We start from the raw sequence: 15,507 nt of genomic DNA on the forward strand, positions 1-15,507 counted from the left end.
TCCGGTGGATCTCCCGGGGAAAGTTACCGCTTGGTAGCTCCGGCGTCATCCGCCCCCGGATGTGAGTTCGCCGACGCGATCGCCCGCAGCTGCCCGCCGTCCTCGACCGCCCCCGGCGCCTTGGCCTCCTCGCCGCCGGGCAGCGCCAGCCGGAACCGCTGCTTCAGCGTCGCCCACCGCCAGGTGCCGTTCGCCGGACCGGCCGCCGAGACCTCGGTGCCCGAACGCCCCGCCGCCGCCGCGGCCGCCACCGCCACCGGCAGCACCGCCTGCGGCTCCACCGGGCCGCCCACCGCCGCCGGGGTGTCCTGCGGCCACAGGTCCAGCGCCGCGCACAGGGACGGCAGCATCGCCATCGACGCCGTCGCGTAGCCCTGCGCGGACGGGTGGTAGCGGTCCGCCGAGAACAGCTCCGGCCGGGTCGCGAACTCCGGGCCCAGCAGCGAGCCCAGCGAGACCGTCCGGCCGCCCGCCTCCACCACCGCGATGGTCTGCGCCGCCGCGAGCTGCCGGCTCAGCCGGCGCGCCACCCAGCGCAGCGGCGGCCGCACCGGCTTGATCGTCCCCAGGTCCGGACACGTCCCGACCACCACCTCGCAGCCCGACGCGACCAGCCGGCCCACCGTCTCGCCCAGCTCCCGCACGCTCCGCGCGGCCGGGGCGTGCCGCGTCACGTCGTTGGCGCCGATCATCAGCACCGCGACGTCCGGCCGGTGCGGCAGCGCCAGCTCCAGCTGGCGCGCCAGATCGCCCGAGCGGGCGCCCGACTTCGCCACGTTCACCAGCCGCACCCGGCGCTCGGCGACCGAGGCCAGCCCGGAGGAGAGCAGCGCCCCGGGGGTCTCCTGCACCCGCTGGACCCCCAGCCCCGCGGCCGTCGAATCGCCCAGGAACGCCAGCACCAGCGGCGGCCGGAGGTCCGCCGGATCGGCGAACGCCTCGCCGTACAGCCCGTCCGCGTGCGGCGGGTCGCCGTCCAGGATCCCGATCGCCCGGACCGCCATCCGGCTCTCGGTCAGCAGCACCCCCGCCAGCCCCACCCCGAGCAGCCCCAGCCCTCCGCCCCCGTACGCGGCCGCCGTGGCGATCCGCCGCGCAACCCGCGCCCTCGACGCCTGCGAGCCGGCCATTGCGGCCACCCCCTCTCCCGTCTCCGTCCCACCGCACCGCGCGTACCCGGACTCGTACCCGCTCTCCCGGCCCCCGTACCCGCCCGGTCCGGGCAACCACCCGCCCGAGGGAGCGTCCGGGCGCCGCGGTTCGGCCGGGACATGCGGCGGATGGGTACGGTGGGGCGGAAGGGGGCCCTAGGCTGGGGGTTTCGGCAATCAGGGCTGCCATGGACCGGGAGGACCCCCGTGCGGTACCACAATTCGATCATCGAGCTGGTCGGCGACACCCCGTTGGTGAAGCTCAACAAGGTCACCGAGGGCATCAGCGCCACCGTGCTGGCGAAGGTCGAGTACTTCAATCCGGGCGGTTCGGTGAAGGACCGGATCGCGATGCGGATGATCGAGGCCGCGGAGGCGTCCGGCGCACTCAAGCCGGGCGGCACCATCGTCGAGCCCACCAGCGGCAACACCGGTGTGGGGCTGGCGATCGTGGCCCAGCAGAAGGGCTACAAGTGCATCTTCGTCTGCCCGGACAAGGTGTCGACGGACAAGATCAACACGCTCCGGGCGTACGGCGCCGAGGTCGTGGTCTGCCCGACCGCGGTCGCCCCGGAGCACCCGGACTCGTACTACAACGTCTCGGACCGGCTGGTCCGTGAGACCCCGAACGCCTGGAAGCCGGACCAGTACTCCAACCCGGACAACCCGGCGTCGCACTACCACTCCACCGGCCCGGAGCTGTGGGAGCAGACCGACGGCCGGATCACCCACTTCGTGGCGGGCGTCGGCACCGGCGGCACCATCTCGGGCACCGGCCGCTACCTGAAGGAGGCGTCCGGCGGCAAGGTCCAGGTGGTCGGCGCGGACCCGGAGGGCTCGGTGTACTCGGGCGGCACCGGCCGTCCGTACCTGGTGGAGGGCGTCGGCGAGGACTTCTGGCCGACCGCGTACGACCGCGACGTCGCGGACCGGATCGTCGCGGTCTCCGACAAGGACTCCTTCCAGATGACCCGCCGCCTGGCCAAGGAGGAGGGCCTGCTGGTCGGCGGCTCCTGCGGCATGGCCGTGGTGGCCGCGCTGGAGGTGGCCCGCGAGCTGGGGCCGGACGACGTCGTGGTGGTGCTGCTGCCGGACGGCGGCCGCGGCTACCTGTCGAAGATCTTCAACGACGACTGGATGGCCGACTACGGCTTCCTGCCGACCGCCACCGACGAGGCGCACATCGGCGAGGTGCTGGCCCGCAAGGACGCGGTGGAGCACGAGGGCATCCCGCAGTTCGTGCACATGCACCCGGGCGAGACGGTCGCCGAGGCGGTGCGGGTGCTGCGCGACTTCGGCGTCTCGCAGATGCCGGTGGTCTCGCCGGGCGCCGGCCACCCGGACATCATGGCCGGCGAGGTGGTCGGCTCGGTGGTCGAGCGCGAGCTGCTGGACGGCCTGTTCAACGGCCGGATCCAGCTGACCGACACGCTGGACAACGTGATGTCGAAGCCGCTGCCGGTGGTCGGCTCGGGCGAGTCGGTGACCAACCTGATGACGGTGCTGGAGAAGGCCGACGCGGTGGTGGTGCTGGTGGAGGGCAAGCCGCAGGGCATCGTCACCCGCCAGGACCTGCTGTCCTTCCTGACCGCCCGGGCCGGTCACTGACGGTCCCTCAGGATCCGTCGCCCGCCCGGCAGCCGGTACGTGGACGTCACAATCACGCATCACCGGGTTAACACGGCTCGGGCATTGTGGTGGGCACGGCAAGAAAGCCGAAGAAGGCGACAGCGGGGTCGGTAGCGGCTCTCCGACTCCCGCGGTCGCCGGGGGCACGACGGTGGGCCTGACCGTTCCGTCGTGTCCGGCCCGCGGGCGCCGCCGTCGTCCCGCCCCTGCCACCGTGCAGGGGGCGACGGCACCCGCGGCGGATCACGCGTCGCGAGGCGCGGCTTCCGCGCACTCCCGGGTGGGGGAGTGTGCAGGAGACGGCAGGGCCGGCTCGGGGACTCCCGGGCCGGCCCTCGCCGCGTTCCGGCCCGGGACCTCGTTTCCGGATGGCTGTGCGACCCCCTACGCTCGCTGTCATGACCAGCACTGACCTGCCCGAGCAGGACGCCCCGCGTTACGTTCGCCTCACCATCGAGCTGATCGCCGAGATCACCGACGAGCAGGCCCTGAAGGCCGCCGCCCTGACCCAGGTCGCGGACGACGAGTACCTGGACGACGAGGAGCGCGCCCAGGCCGTCGAGGCGATCGAGGTGGACCCGACGGGTTCGCTCGCCCACTTCGTCGACCCGGTGGCGCTGCTCGGCGAGGTGCCCGGCGTGGAGCTCGCCTCCGCCACCTGGGAGTCCGCCACCACCGACTACGACCCGGACGACGAGAGCTGGGACGAGTACGAGGTGAAGTGACACCTCGCGCCCGCTGCGCGAAGGCCCGGTCCGGTAGTCCCGGACCGGGCCTTTTTGTCCGTTCTGCCGCCCTCTTGAGTACTCTCGTATGATCTGCACATTTTTGAGTGATCTTGTACGGGTGAGCTCGTGCGAGGGATCCCGGTACCGAGGAGCGTGGACGTGACCGCAGCGGAGAAGCAGGAGCGGCCGCGCGGCGGCGAGTGGAGCCGGCGCGGCGTGCTCTCCGGGCTGCTCGGCGCCCCCGTCCTGCTGCTGGCGGCCTGCCAGGGCGGCGGCGGCAAGGCCACGCCGGGCGGCAACGGCACCGGCTCGGCCCCGGCCGTCGGCGGCGAGACCCGGTCGGTCAGCCCCAAGGCGTCCGTCGCGCAGATCACCATCACCCCCGCCGACGGCGCCACCGCCGCGCCGTTCACCGCGCCGGTCACCGTCACCGTGCAGAACGGCACGCTCACCTCGGTCACCGTCACCGACGGCACCGGCAAGCAGATAGCGGGCGAACTCGCCGCCGACGGCGCGAGCTGGACCTCCACCTCGAAGCTGGCCAGCGGCAGCTCGTACACCGTCGCGGCCGCCGCCGAGGACAAGGACAAGCGCCCGGCGGACGCCAACGCGAGCTTCTCCACCGCCTCCCCGGCCAACACCTTCGTCGGCTACTTCACGCCCGAGGACGGCTCCACGGTCGGCGTCGGCATGCCGGTGTCGATCAACTTCAACAAGGCGATCACCGACCGCCGGGCCGTCGAGCAGGCGATCACCGTGGTCGCCGACCCGCCGGTGGAGATCGTCGGCCACTGGGTGGACGCCACCCGGCTGGACTTCCGCCCGCAGCAGTACTGGGCCAAGGGCACCACCGTCACCCTGAAGCTGCGGCTGAAGGACGTGGCCGGCGCCAAGGGCGTCTACGGCACCCAGTCGAAGAACGTCACCTTCACCGTCGGCCGCAGCCAGGTCTCGGTCGCGGACCTGAAGGCCGGCACCCTCACCGTCAGCACCGACGGACAGGTGACCGCCACCTACCCGGTGATCGGCGGGTCGCCCGACCACCGCACCTGGGCCGGGAAGATGGTGATCTCCGAGCGCTTCCAGCAGACCCGGATGAACTCCGCCACGGTCGGCCTCGGCAGCGAGTACGACATCCCGGACGTGCCGCACGCCCAGCGGCTGACCACCTCCGGCACCTTCATCCACGGCAACTACTGGTCGCCGGCCTCGCAGTTCGGCAACGCCAACACCAGCCACGGCTGCATCGCGCTGCAGGACGTGCAGGGCGGCGGGAACCCGAACACCGCCGGGGCCAGGTTCTTCGCGAGCTCGATGGTCGGAGACGTCGTCGAGGTGGTCAACTCCGGTGACCGCACGGTGAACCCGTCGAACGGCCTGAACGGCTGGAACATGTCCTGGGCGGACTGGAAGGCCGGCAGCGCGCTCTGAGCGCGGCGCACTCTCGCACGGGGCGGTGGGGGCCCCGTGAGAGTGTCCTCAACGAATGGTAAAAATTATTCGCATGCGGGGGGATGCGTCGATGTGTTGAGCTTGCCTCCGCGGCAGGGCCGATCGGGCCCGAGTCCGCCTTCAGGCACAGGAGTTCAGCCATCAACACCGCCATTCGCCGGTCCGTCCGCGCCGGCATAGCCGTCACCACCGGCGCCCTCCTCCTCGCCGCCGGCGCCACCGCCTGCGGCACCGTCAAGGAACTGAGCGCCGGCGAGAAGCTCTCCGGGGCCTTCGAGAAGCTCGGCGACGCCAAGTCGCTGAGCTTCCAGCTGTCCGTCGACGCCACGCCGGACCAGATCGTCGCCTTCGGCAAGGCCGTCGACGACCCGATCGAGCAGAAGGACGCGGACCTGTTCGCCGACCTGACGCTGAACGTGTCGATGAGCGCCGACAAGCCGCTCAAGGACACCGAGGCGTTCAAGTCCCGCAACATCGGCGCGCTGAACGACCCGTACGACCTGAAGGGCGTGGCCGTCGGCTACGCGCTGGCCGCCAAGAAGTCCGGCCAGACGTACGCGGACGTCCGCATCGTCGGCGACAAGCTGTACCTGAAGGCGGACGTCCGCGGCCTCGCCCGGATGGGCGGTCAGGACACCGGCGAGATCGACCAGCTGATGGCCCAGCTGCCGCCCGAGGCCGCCCCGGTCAAGGACGTCGTGGACGGCAAGTGGGTCTCGATGGACCTGAAGAAGCTCCGCGAGGCGAGCGAGAAGGAGAAGGGCTCCGGCTCCCCGCTGGGCGGCAACCCGCTCACCGGCTCGCCGCTCGGCGCGATGCCGAGCTTCGACCCGGCGGAGATGCAGCGCTTCGGCGACACGGTCAAGGCCGTGGTGTCGAAGAACATCACCGTCGAGGAGAAGGGCAAGTCCGGCGACGCCGACGTCATCCAGGTCTCGGCGCCCGCCCGCCCGCTGGTCGAGGGCCTGATGAAGGCCGTCGAGAAGCTGGCGTCCGGCTCCTCCGCCTTCCCGCCGATCCCGTCCGACGACATGCCCGAGGTGCCGGACCGCAAGTTCGCCGCCGACGTGCTGATCAAGGGCGGCAAGGCGCAGGCCGTCACCTTCGACCTGATGCAGTTCGCGGACAAGCCCGACGCGGCGGCGCACTTCCCGCTGCGGCTCGGCTTCGTCTCCGACGCCCCGGCCGTCACCGCCCCCGCCGGCGCCACCGAGTTCGACCTCTCCAAGCTCCAGGAGGCCGCCGCGAAGCTGGCCGCCGCCGGCGGCTCCGAGGGTGGCGCGGACGGCCCGGCCGCCCCGCTGACCGAGGCCCAGTACGCCGAGCTGGCCGCCGTCGGCGTCACCCGGGAAGAGGCCAGGACGCTGAACTCCGCCGGCCTGTCCTTCCAGGACATCAAGGAGTTCGGCACGTCCGTCAAGGGCTGACCCGCCGTCGGCACCGCCGCGCCCCACGGCCCGTCGCAGCCCCGCTGCGGCGGGCCGCCGCACGTCCGGCCCCGCCGCGAACGCGATGTCCGGATCCCGCCGGACCGGCCCGCCCCGACAGCGCAGGCTTGGGCCCATGAACAGCCACGACACCGCTCTCGACGTCCGGGCCGTACCCGCCGGGACGCTCGCCGAACTGCGCCGGCTCGACGACAGCGGGCGCTGCCACCCCGTCACCGTCACCGAGGACGGCGGCGCGCCGCTGCGCTGCTGCCTCACCCGGGCGAAGCCCGGCGACCGGATCACCCTGCTCTCCTACGCGCCGCTGCGCCGCTGGGCCGAGGAGACGGCCTGCGACCCGGGCGCGTACGTGGAGACCGGGCCGGTGTTCGTGCACGCCGAGCCCTGCGAGGGCTTCGCCGGCGGCTGGCCGGAGGGCTTCCACAGCGGGCAGCGGGTGGTGCGCGCCTACTCGGCGGACGGCCGGATCCTCGGCGGCCGGGTCGGCGAACCCGCCGAACTGCCGAAGCTGGCAGCCGAGTTGCTGGCCGACCCGGAGACCGCCGTGGTGCACGTGCGGGCCGTCGAGTTCGGCTGCTTCATGCACGAGGTGCGGCGGGCCTGACTCAGCTCCGCTTCGCGTAGTCCGCGTAGCCCTGCCAGTCGAGCATCACGCAGGGCACGTCGCCGAGCACCCAGGCGTCGTGGCCGGGCGGGCAGAGCATGAAGTCGCCGGCGCCGAACTCCTCGGCCTGGCCGTCGTCCATCTCCACCCGGATCCGGCCCGAGATCACGTAACCGGCGTGCGAGGCCTGGCAGCTGTCCGTGCCGGCGATCGGCTTCACGTGCTCGGACCAGCGCCAGCCCGGTTCGAACACGGCCCGGCCGACGCCGCCGGCCGCCAGGTTCACCAGTGCCAACTGCCCCTTGCCGCCCTCGAACGGGCGGACCTCCTCGGGGGAGTCCAGACTCATCCGCACCAAGCCGGCCATCACCGCTCACCTCCGGCGGAGAACGACTCCGCGCCCCCTGCGCCGGGCTCGGCGGAGGGGGCGCGGCTGATGTCTTCCATCCTCGGCACCCGGCGCGGAGCGCGCCAGGCACGGCGGTCAGTCCGCGGTGGCCGCCAGCACGATGTCGACCCGCTCGTCGACGAACTTCCCGACCGGGTCGTTCCAGTACGACCACGGGATCGGGACGTACCGGCCGAGCGCCCGCAGGTGCGGCATCGCGTCGGCGGGGCGGCCGCCGCGGTCCAGCACCCAGACCAGCCAGCCGTGCGCGAAGCGGCGGTGGCGCTCGTCGGCGCCGTCCGCCGCCGCCAGGTCGGCGATCACCGCGTCCGCGGCGGCCTGCACCTCGGGCGCGGCGTACGCCTCCCGCGGCGCCTTGTCCCGCTGGAACTGCTCGTAGTACGCCTGCAGCTTGTACGCGGACAGCAGGCTGCCCTCCGGGGCGGCGGCGATCGCCGCGTCCACGAAGGCGTGCATCTTCTCGTTGCTGCCCTTCCACTTGGCGCACCAGTACTGCAGGGCGTTGGCGTGCGCCGAGAAGTTGTGCGGGTCGCGGGAGACGATCTCCTGCCACAGCGCCAGGAAGCGCTCGTTGTCCCAGCTCTGACCCATCGCCAGCGGGATCTGCGCGACGAACGGCAGCGGGTCACCCGGGTCGGCGAGCCGCACCGCGTCGGCGGCGGCCGCCTCGGCGTCGCCCAGCACCTTGCGGAAGGCGGCCCAGCGCTCCGCGGTGACCTGGCTGGCGCTGTAACTGGTGCGCACCTCCCAGGCCAGGTCGATCAGCGCGTCCAGGGCGAGCAGCGCGGCGTCCGCGCTGTCCGGCTGCTCGGCGCGCCAGGCCAGCAGCCAGGCGTCGTCCTCGGCGGCGGGCTCGGAGAACCGGCCCACCAGGCCCCAGCGCCGGTCGTGGTCGCCCGCGGCGGCGGCCAGCAGCTCGGCGGCCGGCCCCGGTCGCCCTCCTTCAGCGCGGCCAGCGCGGCGTCCACGTCCGGGCCGGTCAGGCCCGGGTCGCGGACCAGTTCGGCCCGGCCGACCAGGCCGTGCTCGGACGGGTAGATGGTCGGGCGGGTCGCCTCCTCCACCCGGGCGATGGTGGCCTTCGCCGCCTCGGTGGCGGTCCTCAGCTTGGCGGTGCGGCGTTCCATCAGCCAGGTGGCCAGCTTGAAGCCGACCAGCAGGACCAGCGGGACGATGACGATCAGACGGGCCATCGGGTGGTTCAGCTCCAGGGGTGACGGGGCGTCAGGGCCGCGCGGCGGCCGGGGCGGCGGCCTCGGCCAGCAGGGCGCGCAGCGGGGCGGTGTCGGGGGTGTCGGCGACCGCGGCGTCCAGCGCGGCGGGCAGCCGGTCGGCGAGGTTGCCGGGCAGCACCAGGGCGGCCGGGCGGCTCCAGGACAGCTCCCAGCGGGCCAGCTGCTGCGAGGCCAGGCCGAACACCGTCAGCGCCAGCAGGGCCTTGCGCAGCAGCGGGCGCCGGAACTCGCGGGCGGCCCGGCCGGTGGCCTTCGCGGACTCCTCGGTCTGCGGCAGCCGCTCGGCGAGTTCCGCGCCCCGGCCGGCGTCCAGCGCGTCCAGCATGGCCTCGACGGTGCCGTGCAGGCCGCTGTCGGTGAGGGCGCGCAGCACCGGCTGGGCGTTCTCGCGGGCGTGCACCAGCAGCGTCTGGTGGACCAGCTCCGGCCAGTCGACGCGGCGCTTCTGCGCGGCCTCCGCCACCAGCGAGGCGGACTCCAGCTCGGCCAGCAGCCGCTGCGGGTCGCGCAGCAGGCCGATGGCCGGCCGGTCCTCGCCGAGGCCGGGCAGGCCCGGGGTGTCGGGCAGCGCCTCCACGGCGGCCACCCGCTGCCGGATCGGCGGGTGCGAGTCGTACGGGTCGGCCTGCTCGTCGGGCAGGTCGAGGCCCATGCCGGCGAGCTCCTCGCGGCGCTCCGGGTCGGCCAGCAGGTGCGCGAGGCCGCCGAAGAACTGGCCGGGCAGCGGCAGCAGGCCGGCCTTCCAGCCCATGGTGGCGTAGCGGTCGAGGTAGAAGTCCTGCGCGGCGTCCAGCGCGGGGATGCGGCGCAGCGCGGAGGCGGTGGCGTCGCGGCCGGCGATCCGGGCGGCGTGCCGGTCGGCGGCGTACTCCTGGCTGCGGCTGACCGACTCGGAGACCCGGAAGTACAGCTTGGCGTACTGGGTGAACAGCTTGGCCAGGAAGCGCTCGACGCCGCCGTTGCCGGGGTCCTCGTCGCGGGCCTTGCGGCCGCGGGCCACCCGGTAGGCGTTGTCGTCGGCGATCTCGGCGGCCCGGCCGGCCAGGTGCTGGTCGGCGCGGTGGTGCAGGGTGTCGATGGTGTGGGCGATCGCGGTGCGGCCGGCCACGGTGACGCCGGACAGCCGGACGTCGTTGTTGGCGTAGTGGCCGAACTCGTGGGCGAGCACCGAGTCCAGCTCGGCCTCGGTCAGGCCGATCAGCAGCGGCGCGCCGATCACCAGGTGGCGGCGGCCGGGCACCATGCCGAGCAGCTTGGTGTCCTCGGAGACGCCGGCGTTGACCGCCGGCACCAGCCGCATCTCGGCCGGGCCGCGCACTCCGGTGGCCTCGGCGATCCGGTCGACCCGGGCCCACAGCTCGGGCTGGTCCTCGCGGGTCAGCAGCAGGCCGCCCTGCTCGTCCCGGCGCGGACGGCGGGTCAGGAACACCACCCGCAGCACCGGGTAGGCGATGGCGGCGCTGAGCAGCCAGAGCTTGACCATGCCGGAGTGGAAGCGGTCCGAGTTGACGACCAGTTCGACGTTCAGCCAGACCAGGCCGACCACGATGGCCGCCGCGAGCAGGTAGAACCCGGCGAGCAGCGTGACCGCCAGCAGGGCCCGGGTGGAAGTGCGCATGCCGGTGCGCTCGGTGGACATTCCGCGCCCCCAGGTGTCGATCATGTGTGCGGCTGGCAGATCGTAGCGGTACGACCTGGCCCATTGCGAGGCCAATTCGGTGACGGAACGGCAACCTGACGCGCCGCCACCGGCGAGACGCCCATGCGCCACCCGCGACCGTCCCGTCGCACTAGGCTCGACGGCATGACCGAGCACCAGCTTTCCCACGGCTTCGAGACCCTCGCCATCCACGCGGGCCAGGAAGCGGACCCCCGGACCGGGGCAGTCGTGACGCCGATCTACCAGGTGTCCACCTACAAGCAGGACGGCGTCGGCGGGCTTCGCGAGGGCTACGAATACAGCCGCTCCGCGAACCCCACCCGCACCGCCCTGGAGGAGTGCCTCGCCGCGATCGAGGGCGGCTCCCGCGGCCTCGCCTTCGCCTCCGGCCTGGCCGCCGAGGACACCCTGCTGCGCACCGTCCTCAAGCCCGGCGACCACATCGTCATCCCCAACGACGCCTACGGCGGCACCTTCCGGCTGTTCGCCAAGGTGCTGACCCGCTGGGGCGTCGAGTTCTCCGTCGCCGACACCCACCGCCCGGAGAAGGTCCGCGAGGCGATCCGCCCGAACACCCGCGCCGTCTGGGTGGAGACCCCCTCCAACCCGCTGCTCGGCATCACCGACCTGACCGCCGTCGCCGAGATCGCGCACGCCGCCGACGCCCTGCTGATCGTCGACAACACCTTCGCCAGCCCCTACCTCCAGCAGCCGCTGTCGTTCGGCGCGGACGTCGTCGTGCACTCCACCACCAAGTACATGGGCGGCCACTCCGACGTGGTCGGCGGCGCCCTGGTGGTCGCCGACGCCGGCCTCGCCGAGGAGGTCGCCTACCACCAGAACGCGATGGGCGCCGTCGCCGGGCCGTTCGACGCCTGGCTGGTGCTGCGCGGCATCAAGACCCTCGGCGTGCGCATGGACCGGCACTCCGACAACGCCGCCCGGATCGCCGAACTGCTCTCCGCCCACCCGAAGGTGACGCAGGTGCTGTACCCCGGCCTGCCCACCCACCCCGGGCACGACGTCGCCGCCAAGCAGATGAAGGCCTTCGGCGGCATGGTGTCCTTCCGCGTCGCCGGCGGCGAGCAGGCCGCCGTCGAGGTGTGCAACCGCGCCCAGCTGTTCACCCTCGGCGAGTCCCTCGGCGGCGTCGAGTCGCTGATCGAGCACCCCGGCCGGATGACCCACGCCTCCGCGGCCGGCTCCCCGCTGGAGGTGCCCGCCGACCTGGTGCGCATCTCGGTCGGCATCGAGTCCGCCGCCGACCTGCTCGCCGACCTGGAGCAGGCCCTCGGCTGACCCGGCCCCCGGAGGCCCGACGGCGGCGGTGCGGACCGCCGTCGGGCCGACGGGCCGTCAACGGCGGTTGCGCAGACCGTCGTTGAACCGCTCCAGCAGCGCGCAGAACACCGTCCGCTCCTCCGGCGTCCAGTCCGCGGTCAGCTCGGCGATCAGCCGGCGCCGCCGATCGCGCTCGCGCGCCAGCCGCCCCGCCCCGGCCGGGGTCAGCGCGAGCCGCACCGAGCGCCGGTCCGCCGGGTACGGCACCCGGGACAGCAGCCGCTCCCGCAGCAGCGGCGCGGCCTGCCGGGTCACCGTGGACGAATCCACGCCCAGCGCGGCCGCCAGCGTCTTCACATTGGCCGGCCCGTCGGCGGCCAGCTGATCCAGCAGCAGGAAAGCGGCCCGGTCGAGCTCCCCGGCGGCACCGATGCGCCGGGCGAACACCGCGACCTGGTAAGGGAGTTGACAGTCGAAGTCGGGAACGTCGGACGGCATGCTCATCGCGGCTCACGGGGGTGCGGGCGACTCGTGCCCAGCAGCGTACGCGCGCCGGGCGGGCACCGGAACCATCCCGCCCTAGGCTGATCTTCATGCAGAACTGGCCGATCACCCTCGACGACGTCCGGGGCGCGCAGAAGATGCTCGCCGGGGTGGCCCGGGTCACCCCGATGCAGAGCAGCCGCCACCTGTCCGGAGTGGCCGGCACGCCCGTCCACCTGAAGTGCGAGAACCTCCAGCGCACCGGCTCGTTCAAGCTGCGCGGCGCGTACCTGCGGATCGCCGGCCTGCTGCCGGTCGAGCGCGCCGCCGGCGTGGTCGCCGCCAGCGCCGGCAACCACGCCCAGGGCGTGGCCCTCGCCGCCGCGCTGCTCGGTGTGCGCTCCACCGTGTTCATGCCGGTCGCCGCGCCGCTGCCGAAGGTCGCCGCCACCCGCGAGTACGGCGCCGAGGTGCGGCTGCACGGCGCCAACGTCGACCAGGCGCTGCAGGCGGCCCGCGAGTACGCCGACGCCACCGGCGCGGTGTTCATCCACCCCTTCGACCACTGGGACGTGATCACCGGCCAGGCCACCGTCGGCCTGGAGATCCTCGACCAGTGCCCGGAGGTGCGCACCGTGCTGGTCGGCACCGGCGGCGGCGGACTGCTGGCCGGCGTGGCGATCGCAATCAAGGCGCTGCGCCCGGACGTCCGGGTGATCGGCGTGCAGGCGGCCGCCGCCGCGGCGTACCCGCTGTCACTGGCCGCGGGCCGGCCGGTCACGCTGGAACGGTTCGCCACCATGGCGGACGGCATCATGGTCGGCCGCCCGGGCGACATCCCGTTCGAGGTGGTCAACTCCCTCGCGGACGGCGTGCGGACGGTCTCCGAGGACGCGCTGTCCCGGGCCCTGCTGGTCGGCCTGGAGCGGCTCAAGCTGGTGGTCGAGCCCGCCGGGGCGGCGCCGATCGCCGCGCTGCTGTCCGAGCCGGGCGCCTTCGACGGCCCGGTGGTCGGGGTGCTGTCCGGCGGCAACATCGACCCGCAGTTGATGCAGCGGGTGCTGCGGCACGGCCTGGCCGCGGCCGGCCGCTACCTGTCGCTGCGGGTCCGGCTGGCCGACCGGCCGGGCGCGCTGGCGAACCTGCTGGGCGTGCTGACCCGGGTGGACGCCAACGTGCTGGACGTGGCGCACGTGCGGATCGACCCGCAGCTGGGCCTGACCGAGGTCGAGGTCGACCTCCACCTGGAGACCAAGGGGCCGGAGCACTGCGCGGCGGTGATCGGCGAGCTGCGCGAGGACGGCTACGTGGTCTCGCACTGAGCCCCGCACCCCGTCCCGGCGGTGCGACCGGGATCGCCTGCACGGGTTGACGCGATATATCGCGAGTGGCAGCATCTTGCGATGTATCGCGAGCTTTTGCCGTCGGCGGGCTCCGGTACCAAAATGGTTGAACTCTGCCCGAAAGCGACACCGAACTCGTACTCCGACCTCGCATCAGGGAGATGAGGCAGGACCATGGCGTCAGCCATCGAAGCCGAGAACCTGGTCAAGACCTTCGGCGACGTGCGCGCCCTCGACGGCGTCAGCCTGGACGTCCCCGAAGGCACCGTGCTCGGACTGCTCGGCCCCAACGGAGCCGGCAAGACCACCGCCGTCCGCGTGCTGACCACCCTGCTCCAACCGGACTCCGGCCGGGCCGCGGTGGCCGGCGTCGACGTCCTCAAGCACCCCAACGAGGTGCGCAGCCTGATCGGCCTGTCCGGTCAGTACGCCGCCGTCGACGAGTACCTCACCGGCCGCGAGAACCTCCAGATGGTCGGCGAGCTCTACCAGATGAGCGCCCGGGACGCGAAGAAGCGGGCCCTGGAGCTGCTGGAGTGGTTCAACCTCTCCGACGCGATGGACCGCACCGCCAAGACCTACTCCGGCGGCATGCGCCGCCGCCTCGACCTGGCCGCCGCCCTGGTCGTCCGGCCCCCGGTGATGTTCCTCGACGAGCCCACCACCGGCCTCGACCCGCGCAACCGGCTCGCCCTCTGGGAGGTCATCGAGACCCTGGTCGAACAGGGCACCACGCTGCTGCTCACCACCCAGTACCTGGACGAGGCCGACCGCCTCGCCCACGACATCGTGGTGGTCGACCACGGCAAGGTGATCGCCCGCGGCAGCGCCGACGAACTCAAGGCCGAGATCGGCGGCGAACGCATCGAGGTCGTCGTCCACCACCCCGACCTGGTGCCCGAGGCGGTCGCCGCGCTCACCCCGTTCGCCAAGGGCGACCCGGCGGTGGAGAAGAACACCCGCCGGATCACCGTCCCGGTCAGCGGCGGCGCCAGGGTCCTCGCCGACGCCATCCGCGAGCTGGACGCGCGCTCCATCGAGATCGACGACATCGGCCTGCGCCGCCCCACCCTCGACGACGTCTTCCTCTCCCTCACCGGCCACGCCACCGAGGACGAGGACGCGGCCGACGAGGGCGGGGCGGCGGCGAAGAAGGGCCGCCGCGGCCACGGGAAGGACGCCTGAGATGACCACCGCACTCCCCGACGCGGCCATCGGCCCCGTCCCCGTCGTCCGGCGGCGCGGCGCCGCCGCCACCCTGCACGACTCCTGGGTGGTCGCCAAGCGCAATCTGCGCCGCATGACCCGGATTCCCGAAATCGTCGTGTTCGGGCTCATGCAGCCGGTGATGTTCGTGCTGCTGTTCTCGTACGTGATGGGCGGCGCGATCGTCATCCCCGGCGCCCCGCCCGGGCACGACGTGTACATCCAGTACCTGATGGCCGGCATCTTCGCCCAGACCGTCACCTTCGCGGTGGCCGGCGCCTCCGCCGGCATCGCGGAGGACATGACCAAGGGCCTGGTCGACCGGTTCCGCTCGCTGCCGATGTCCCGCGCCGCGGTGCTCACCGGCCGCACCCTCGCCGACCTGGTGCAGACCGCGTTCACCGTGGTCGTGCTCGCGCTGGTCGCGCTGCTGGTCGGCTGGCGGATCCACGACGGCGTCCTGAACGCGCTCGCCGCGTTCGGCCTGCTGCTGATGGTCGGCTACGCGTTCTCCTGGATCGGCGCGCTGATCGGCCTCTCCGTGCGCAGCCCCGAGGCCGCCACCTCGGCCGGCCTGATCTGGCTGTTCCCGCTGACCTTCATCTCCAATGCCTTCGTGCCGGTCAGCTCGATGCCGGGCTGGCTCCAGCCGATCGCCTACTGGAACCCGTTCTCCTCCACCGTGCAGGCCTGCCGCAGCCTGTTCGGCAACCAGATCGGCCCCGTCCCCGACGCCTGGCCGATGCAGCACGCCGTGCTGGTGTCGATCGGCTGGTCGGTGCTGATCACGGTGGTGTTCTCCTGGCTGTCGGTGCGCAAGTACCGGCGCGCCGCGGGCTGACACCGCCCCGGAAACGGCCGGACGGCCGCTCCCCCCA

General features: G+C 73.1%; 15 protein-coding genes. 9 read left to right on the forward strand and 6 right to left on the reverse strand.

The features are described 5' to 3' along the window. Positions 1–23: 23 nt before the first annotated feature. Complete coding sequence (locus tag KCH_RS22055) at positions 24–1,130, reverse strand: SGNH/GDSL hydrolase family protein (protein WP_035865435.1); 1,107 nt, start codon at positions 1,128–1,130, stop codon at positions 24–26. A gap of 228 nt (positions 1,131–1,358) precedes the next feature. On the opposite strand from KCH_RS22055, the gene KCH_RS22060 reads away from it, so the two are divergent. From KCH_RS22060 to KCH_RS22080, 5 genes are all read left to right on the forward strand, one after another. Then, positions 1,359–2,759 carry a cystathionine beta-synthase gene (locus KCH_RS22060; protein ID WP_035865437.1) on the forward strand — a complete coding sequence of 467 codons (1,401 nt, stop codon included), beginning with the start codon at positions 1,359–1,361 and terminating at the stop codon, positions 2,757–2,759. Positions 2,760–3,178: 419 nt separating this feature from the next. Next, positions 3,179–3,505 (forward strand): hypothetical protein, encoded by a 327-nt coding sequence (locus KCH_RS22065; protein ID WP_035865440.1) that lies wholly within the window; start codon positions 3,179–3,181, stop codon positions 3,503–3,505. Between the two features lie 156 nt (positions 3,506–3,661). Next, the gene (locus tag KCH_RS22070) at positions 3,662–4,939 is read left to right on the forward strand and encodes a L,D-transpeptidase (RefSeq protein ID WP_035865442.1); all 1,278 of its coding nucleotides are present in this window, start codon (positions 3,662–3,664) and stop codon (positions 4,937–4,939) included. An 83-nt stretch (positions 4,940–5,022) separates the two neighbouring features. Beyond that, positions 5,023–6,387: a hypothetical protein gene (locus KCH_RS22075; RefSeq protein WP_035865443.1), complete on the forward strand. Its 1,365-nt coding sequence runs from the start codon at positions 5,023–5,025 to the stop codon at positions 6,385–6,387. A gap of 136 nt (positions 6,388–6,523) precedes the next feature. Further along, positions 6,524–7,012 carry a DUF1203 domain-containing protein gene (locus KCH_RS22080; protein ID WP_035865444.1) on the forward strand — a complete coding sequence of 163 codons (489 nt, stop codon included), beginning with the start codon at positions 6,524–6,526 and terminating at the stop codon, positions 7,010–7,012. A gap of 1 nt (position 7,013) precedes the next feature. Here KCH_RS22080 and KCH_RS22085 read toward each other — a convergent pair whose 3' ends face one another. The 4 genes from KCH_RS22085 to KCH_RS22095 form a co-directional block, all read right to left on the reverse strand. Beyond that, on the reverse strand, positions 7,014–7,379 hold the full coding sequence (locus KCH_RS22085) for a cupin domain-containing protein (RefSeq protein ID WP_035865446.1): 366 nt from the start codon (positions 7,377–7,379) through the stop codon (positions 7,014–7,016). A gap of 117 nt (positions 7,380–7,496) precedes the next feature. Continuing rightward, positions 7,497–8,291 carry a hypothetical protein gene (locus KCH_RS22090; RefSeq protein ID WP_051653335.1) on the reverse strand — a complete coding sequence of 265 codons (795 nt, stop codon included), beginning with the start codon at positions 8,289–8,291 and terminating at the stop codon, positions 7,497–7,499. After that, on the reverse strand, positions 8,183–8,614 hold the full coding sequence (locus KCH_RS37695; RefSeq protein ID WP_051653336.1) for a hypothetical protein: 432 nt from the start codon (positions 8,612–8,614) through the stop codon (positions 8,183–8,185). The genes KCH_RS22090 and KCH_RS37695 overlap by 109 nt, the downstream gene beginning before the upstream one ends. 31 nt (positions 8,615–8,645) lie before the next feature. Continuing rightward, positions 8,646–10,319 carry a M48 family metallopeptidase gene (locus KCH_RS22095; RefSeq protein ID WP_051653337.1) on the reverse strand — a complete coding sequence of 558 codons (1,674 nt, stop codon included), beginning with the start codon at positions 10,317–10,319 and terminating at the stop codon, positions 8,646–8,648. Between the two features lie 141 nt (positions 10,320–10,460). Here KCH_RS22095 and KCH_RS22100 point away from each other — a divergent pair, with 141 nt between their 5' ends. Next, positions 10,461–11,615: a cystathionine gamma-synthase gene (locus tag KCH_RS22100; RefSeq protein ID WP_035865448.1), complete on the forward strand. Its 1,155-nt coding sequence runs from the start codon at positions 10,461–10,463 to the stop codon at positions 11,613–11,615. A 57-nt stretch (positions 11,616–11,672) separates the two neighbouring features. Here KCH_RS22100 and KCH_RS22105 read toward each other — a convergent pair whose 3' ends face one another. Further along, on the reverse strand, positions 11,673–12,101 hold the full coding sequence (locus KCH_RS22105) for a MarR family winged helix-turn-helix transcriptional regulator (RefSeq protein ID WP_051653338.1): 429 nt from the start codon (positions 12,099–12,101) through the stop codon (positions 11,673–11,675). Between the two features lie 89 nt (positions 12,102–12,190). On the opposite strand from KCH_RS22105, the gene ilvA reads away from it, so the two are divergent. The 3 genes from ilvA to KCH_RS22120 all read left to right on the forward strand — a co-directional run bounded on the left by ilvA (position 12,191) and on the right by KCH_RS22120 (position 15,470). Beyond that, entirely contained in the window at positions 12,191–13,402 is a 1,212-nt protein-coding gene (gene ilvA / locus KCH_RS22110) for a threonine ammonia-lyase (protein WP_035865451.1), read from the forward strand. Between the two features lie 195 nt (positions 13,403–13,597). Further along, positions 13,598–14,608, forward strand: coding sequence for a daunorubicin resistance protein DrrA family ABC transporter ATP-binding protein (locus KCH_RS22115; protein ID WP_035865454.1), 1,011 nt, complete (start codon positions 13,598–13,600; stop codon positions 14,606–14,608). A 1-nt stretch (position 14,609) separates the two neighbouring features. Continuing rightward, a complete protein-coding gene (locus KCH_RS22120; protein WP_035865456.1) occupies positions 14,610–15,470 on the forward strand; it encodes an ABC transporter permease in 861 nt (286 codons plus the stop codon). The last annotated feature ends 37 nt before the right edge of the window (positions 15,471–15,507 follow it).

It is taken from the genome of Kitasatospora cheerisanensis KCTC 2395 (genome assembly GCF_000696185.1).
GTDB lineage: Bacteria > Actinomycetota > Actinomycetes > Streptomycetales > Streptomycetaceae > Kitasatospora > Kitasatospora cheerisanensis.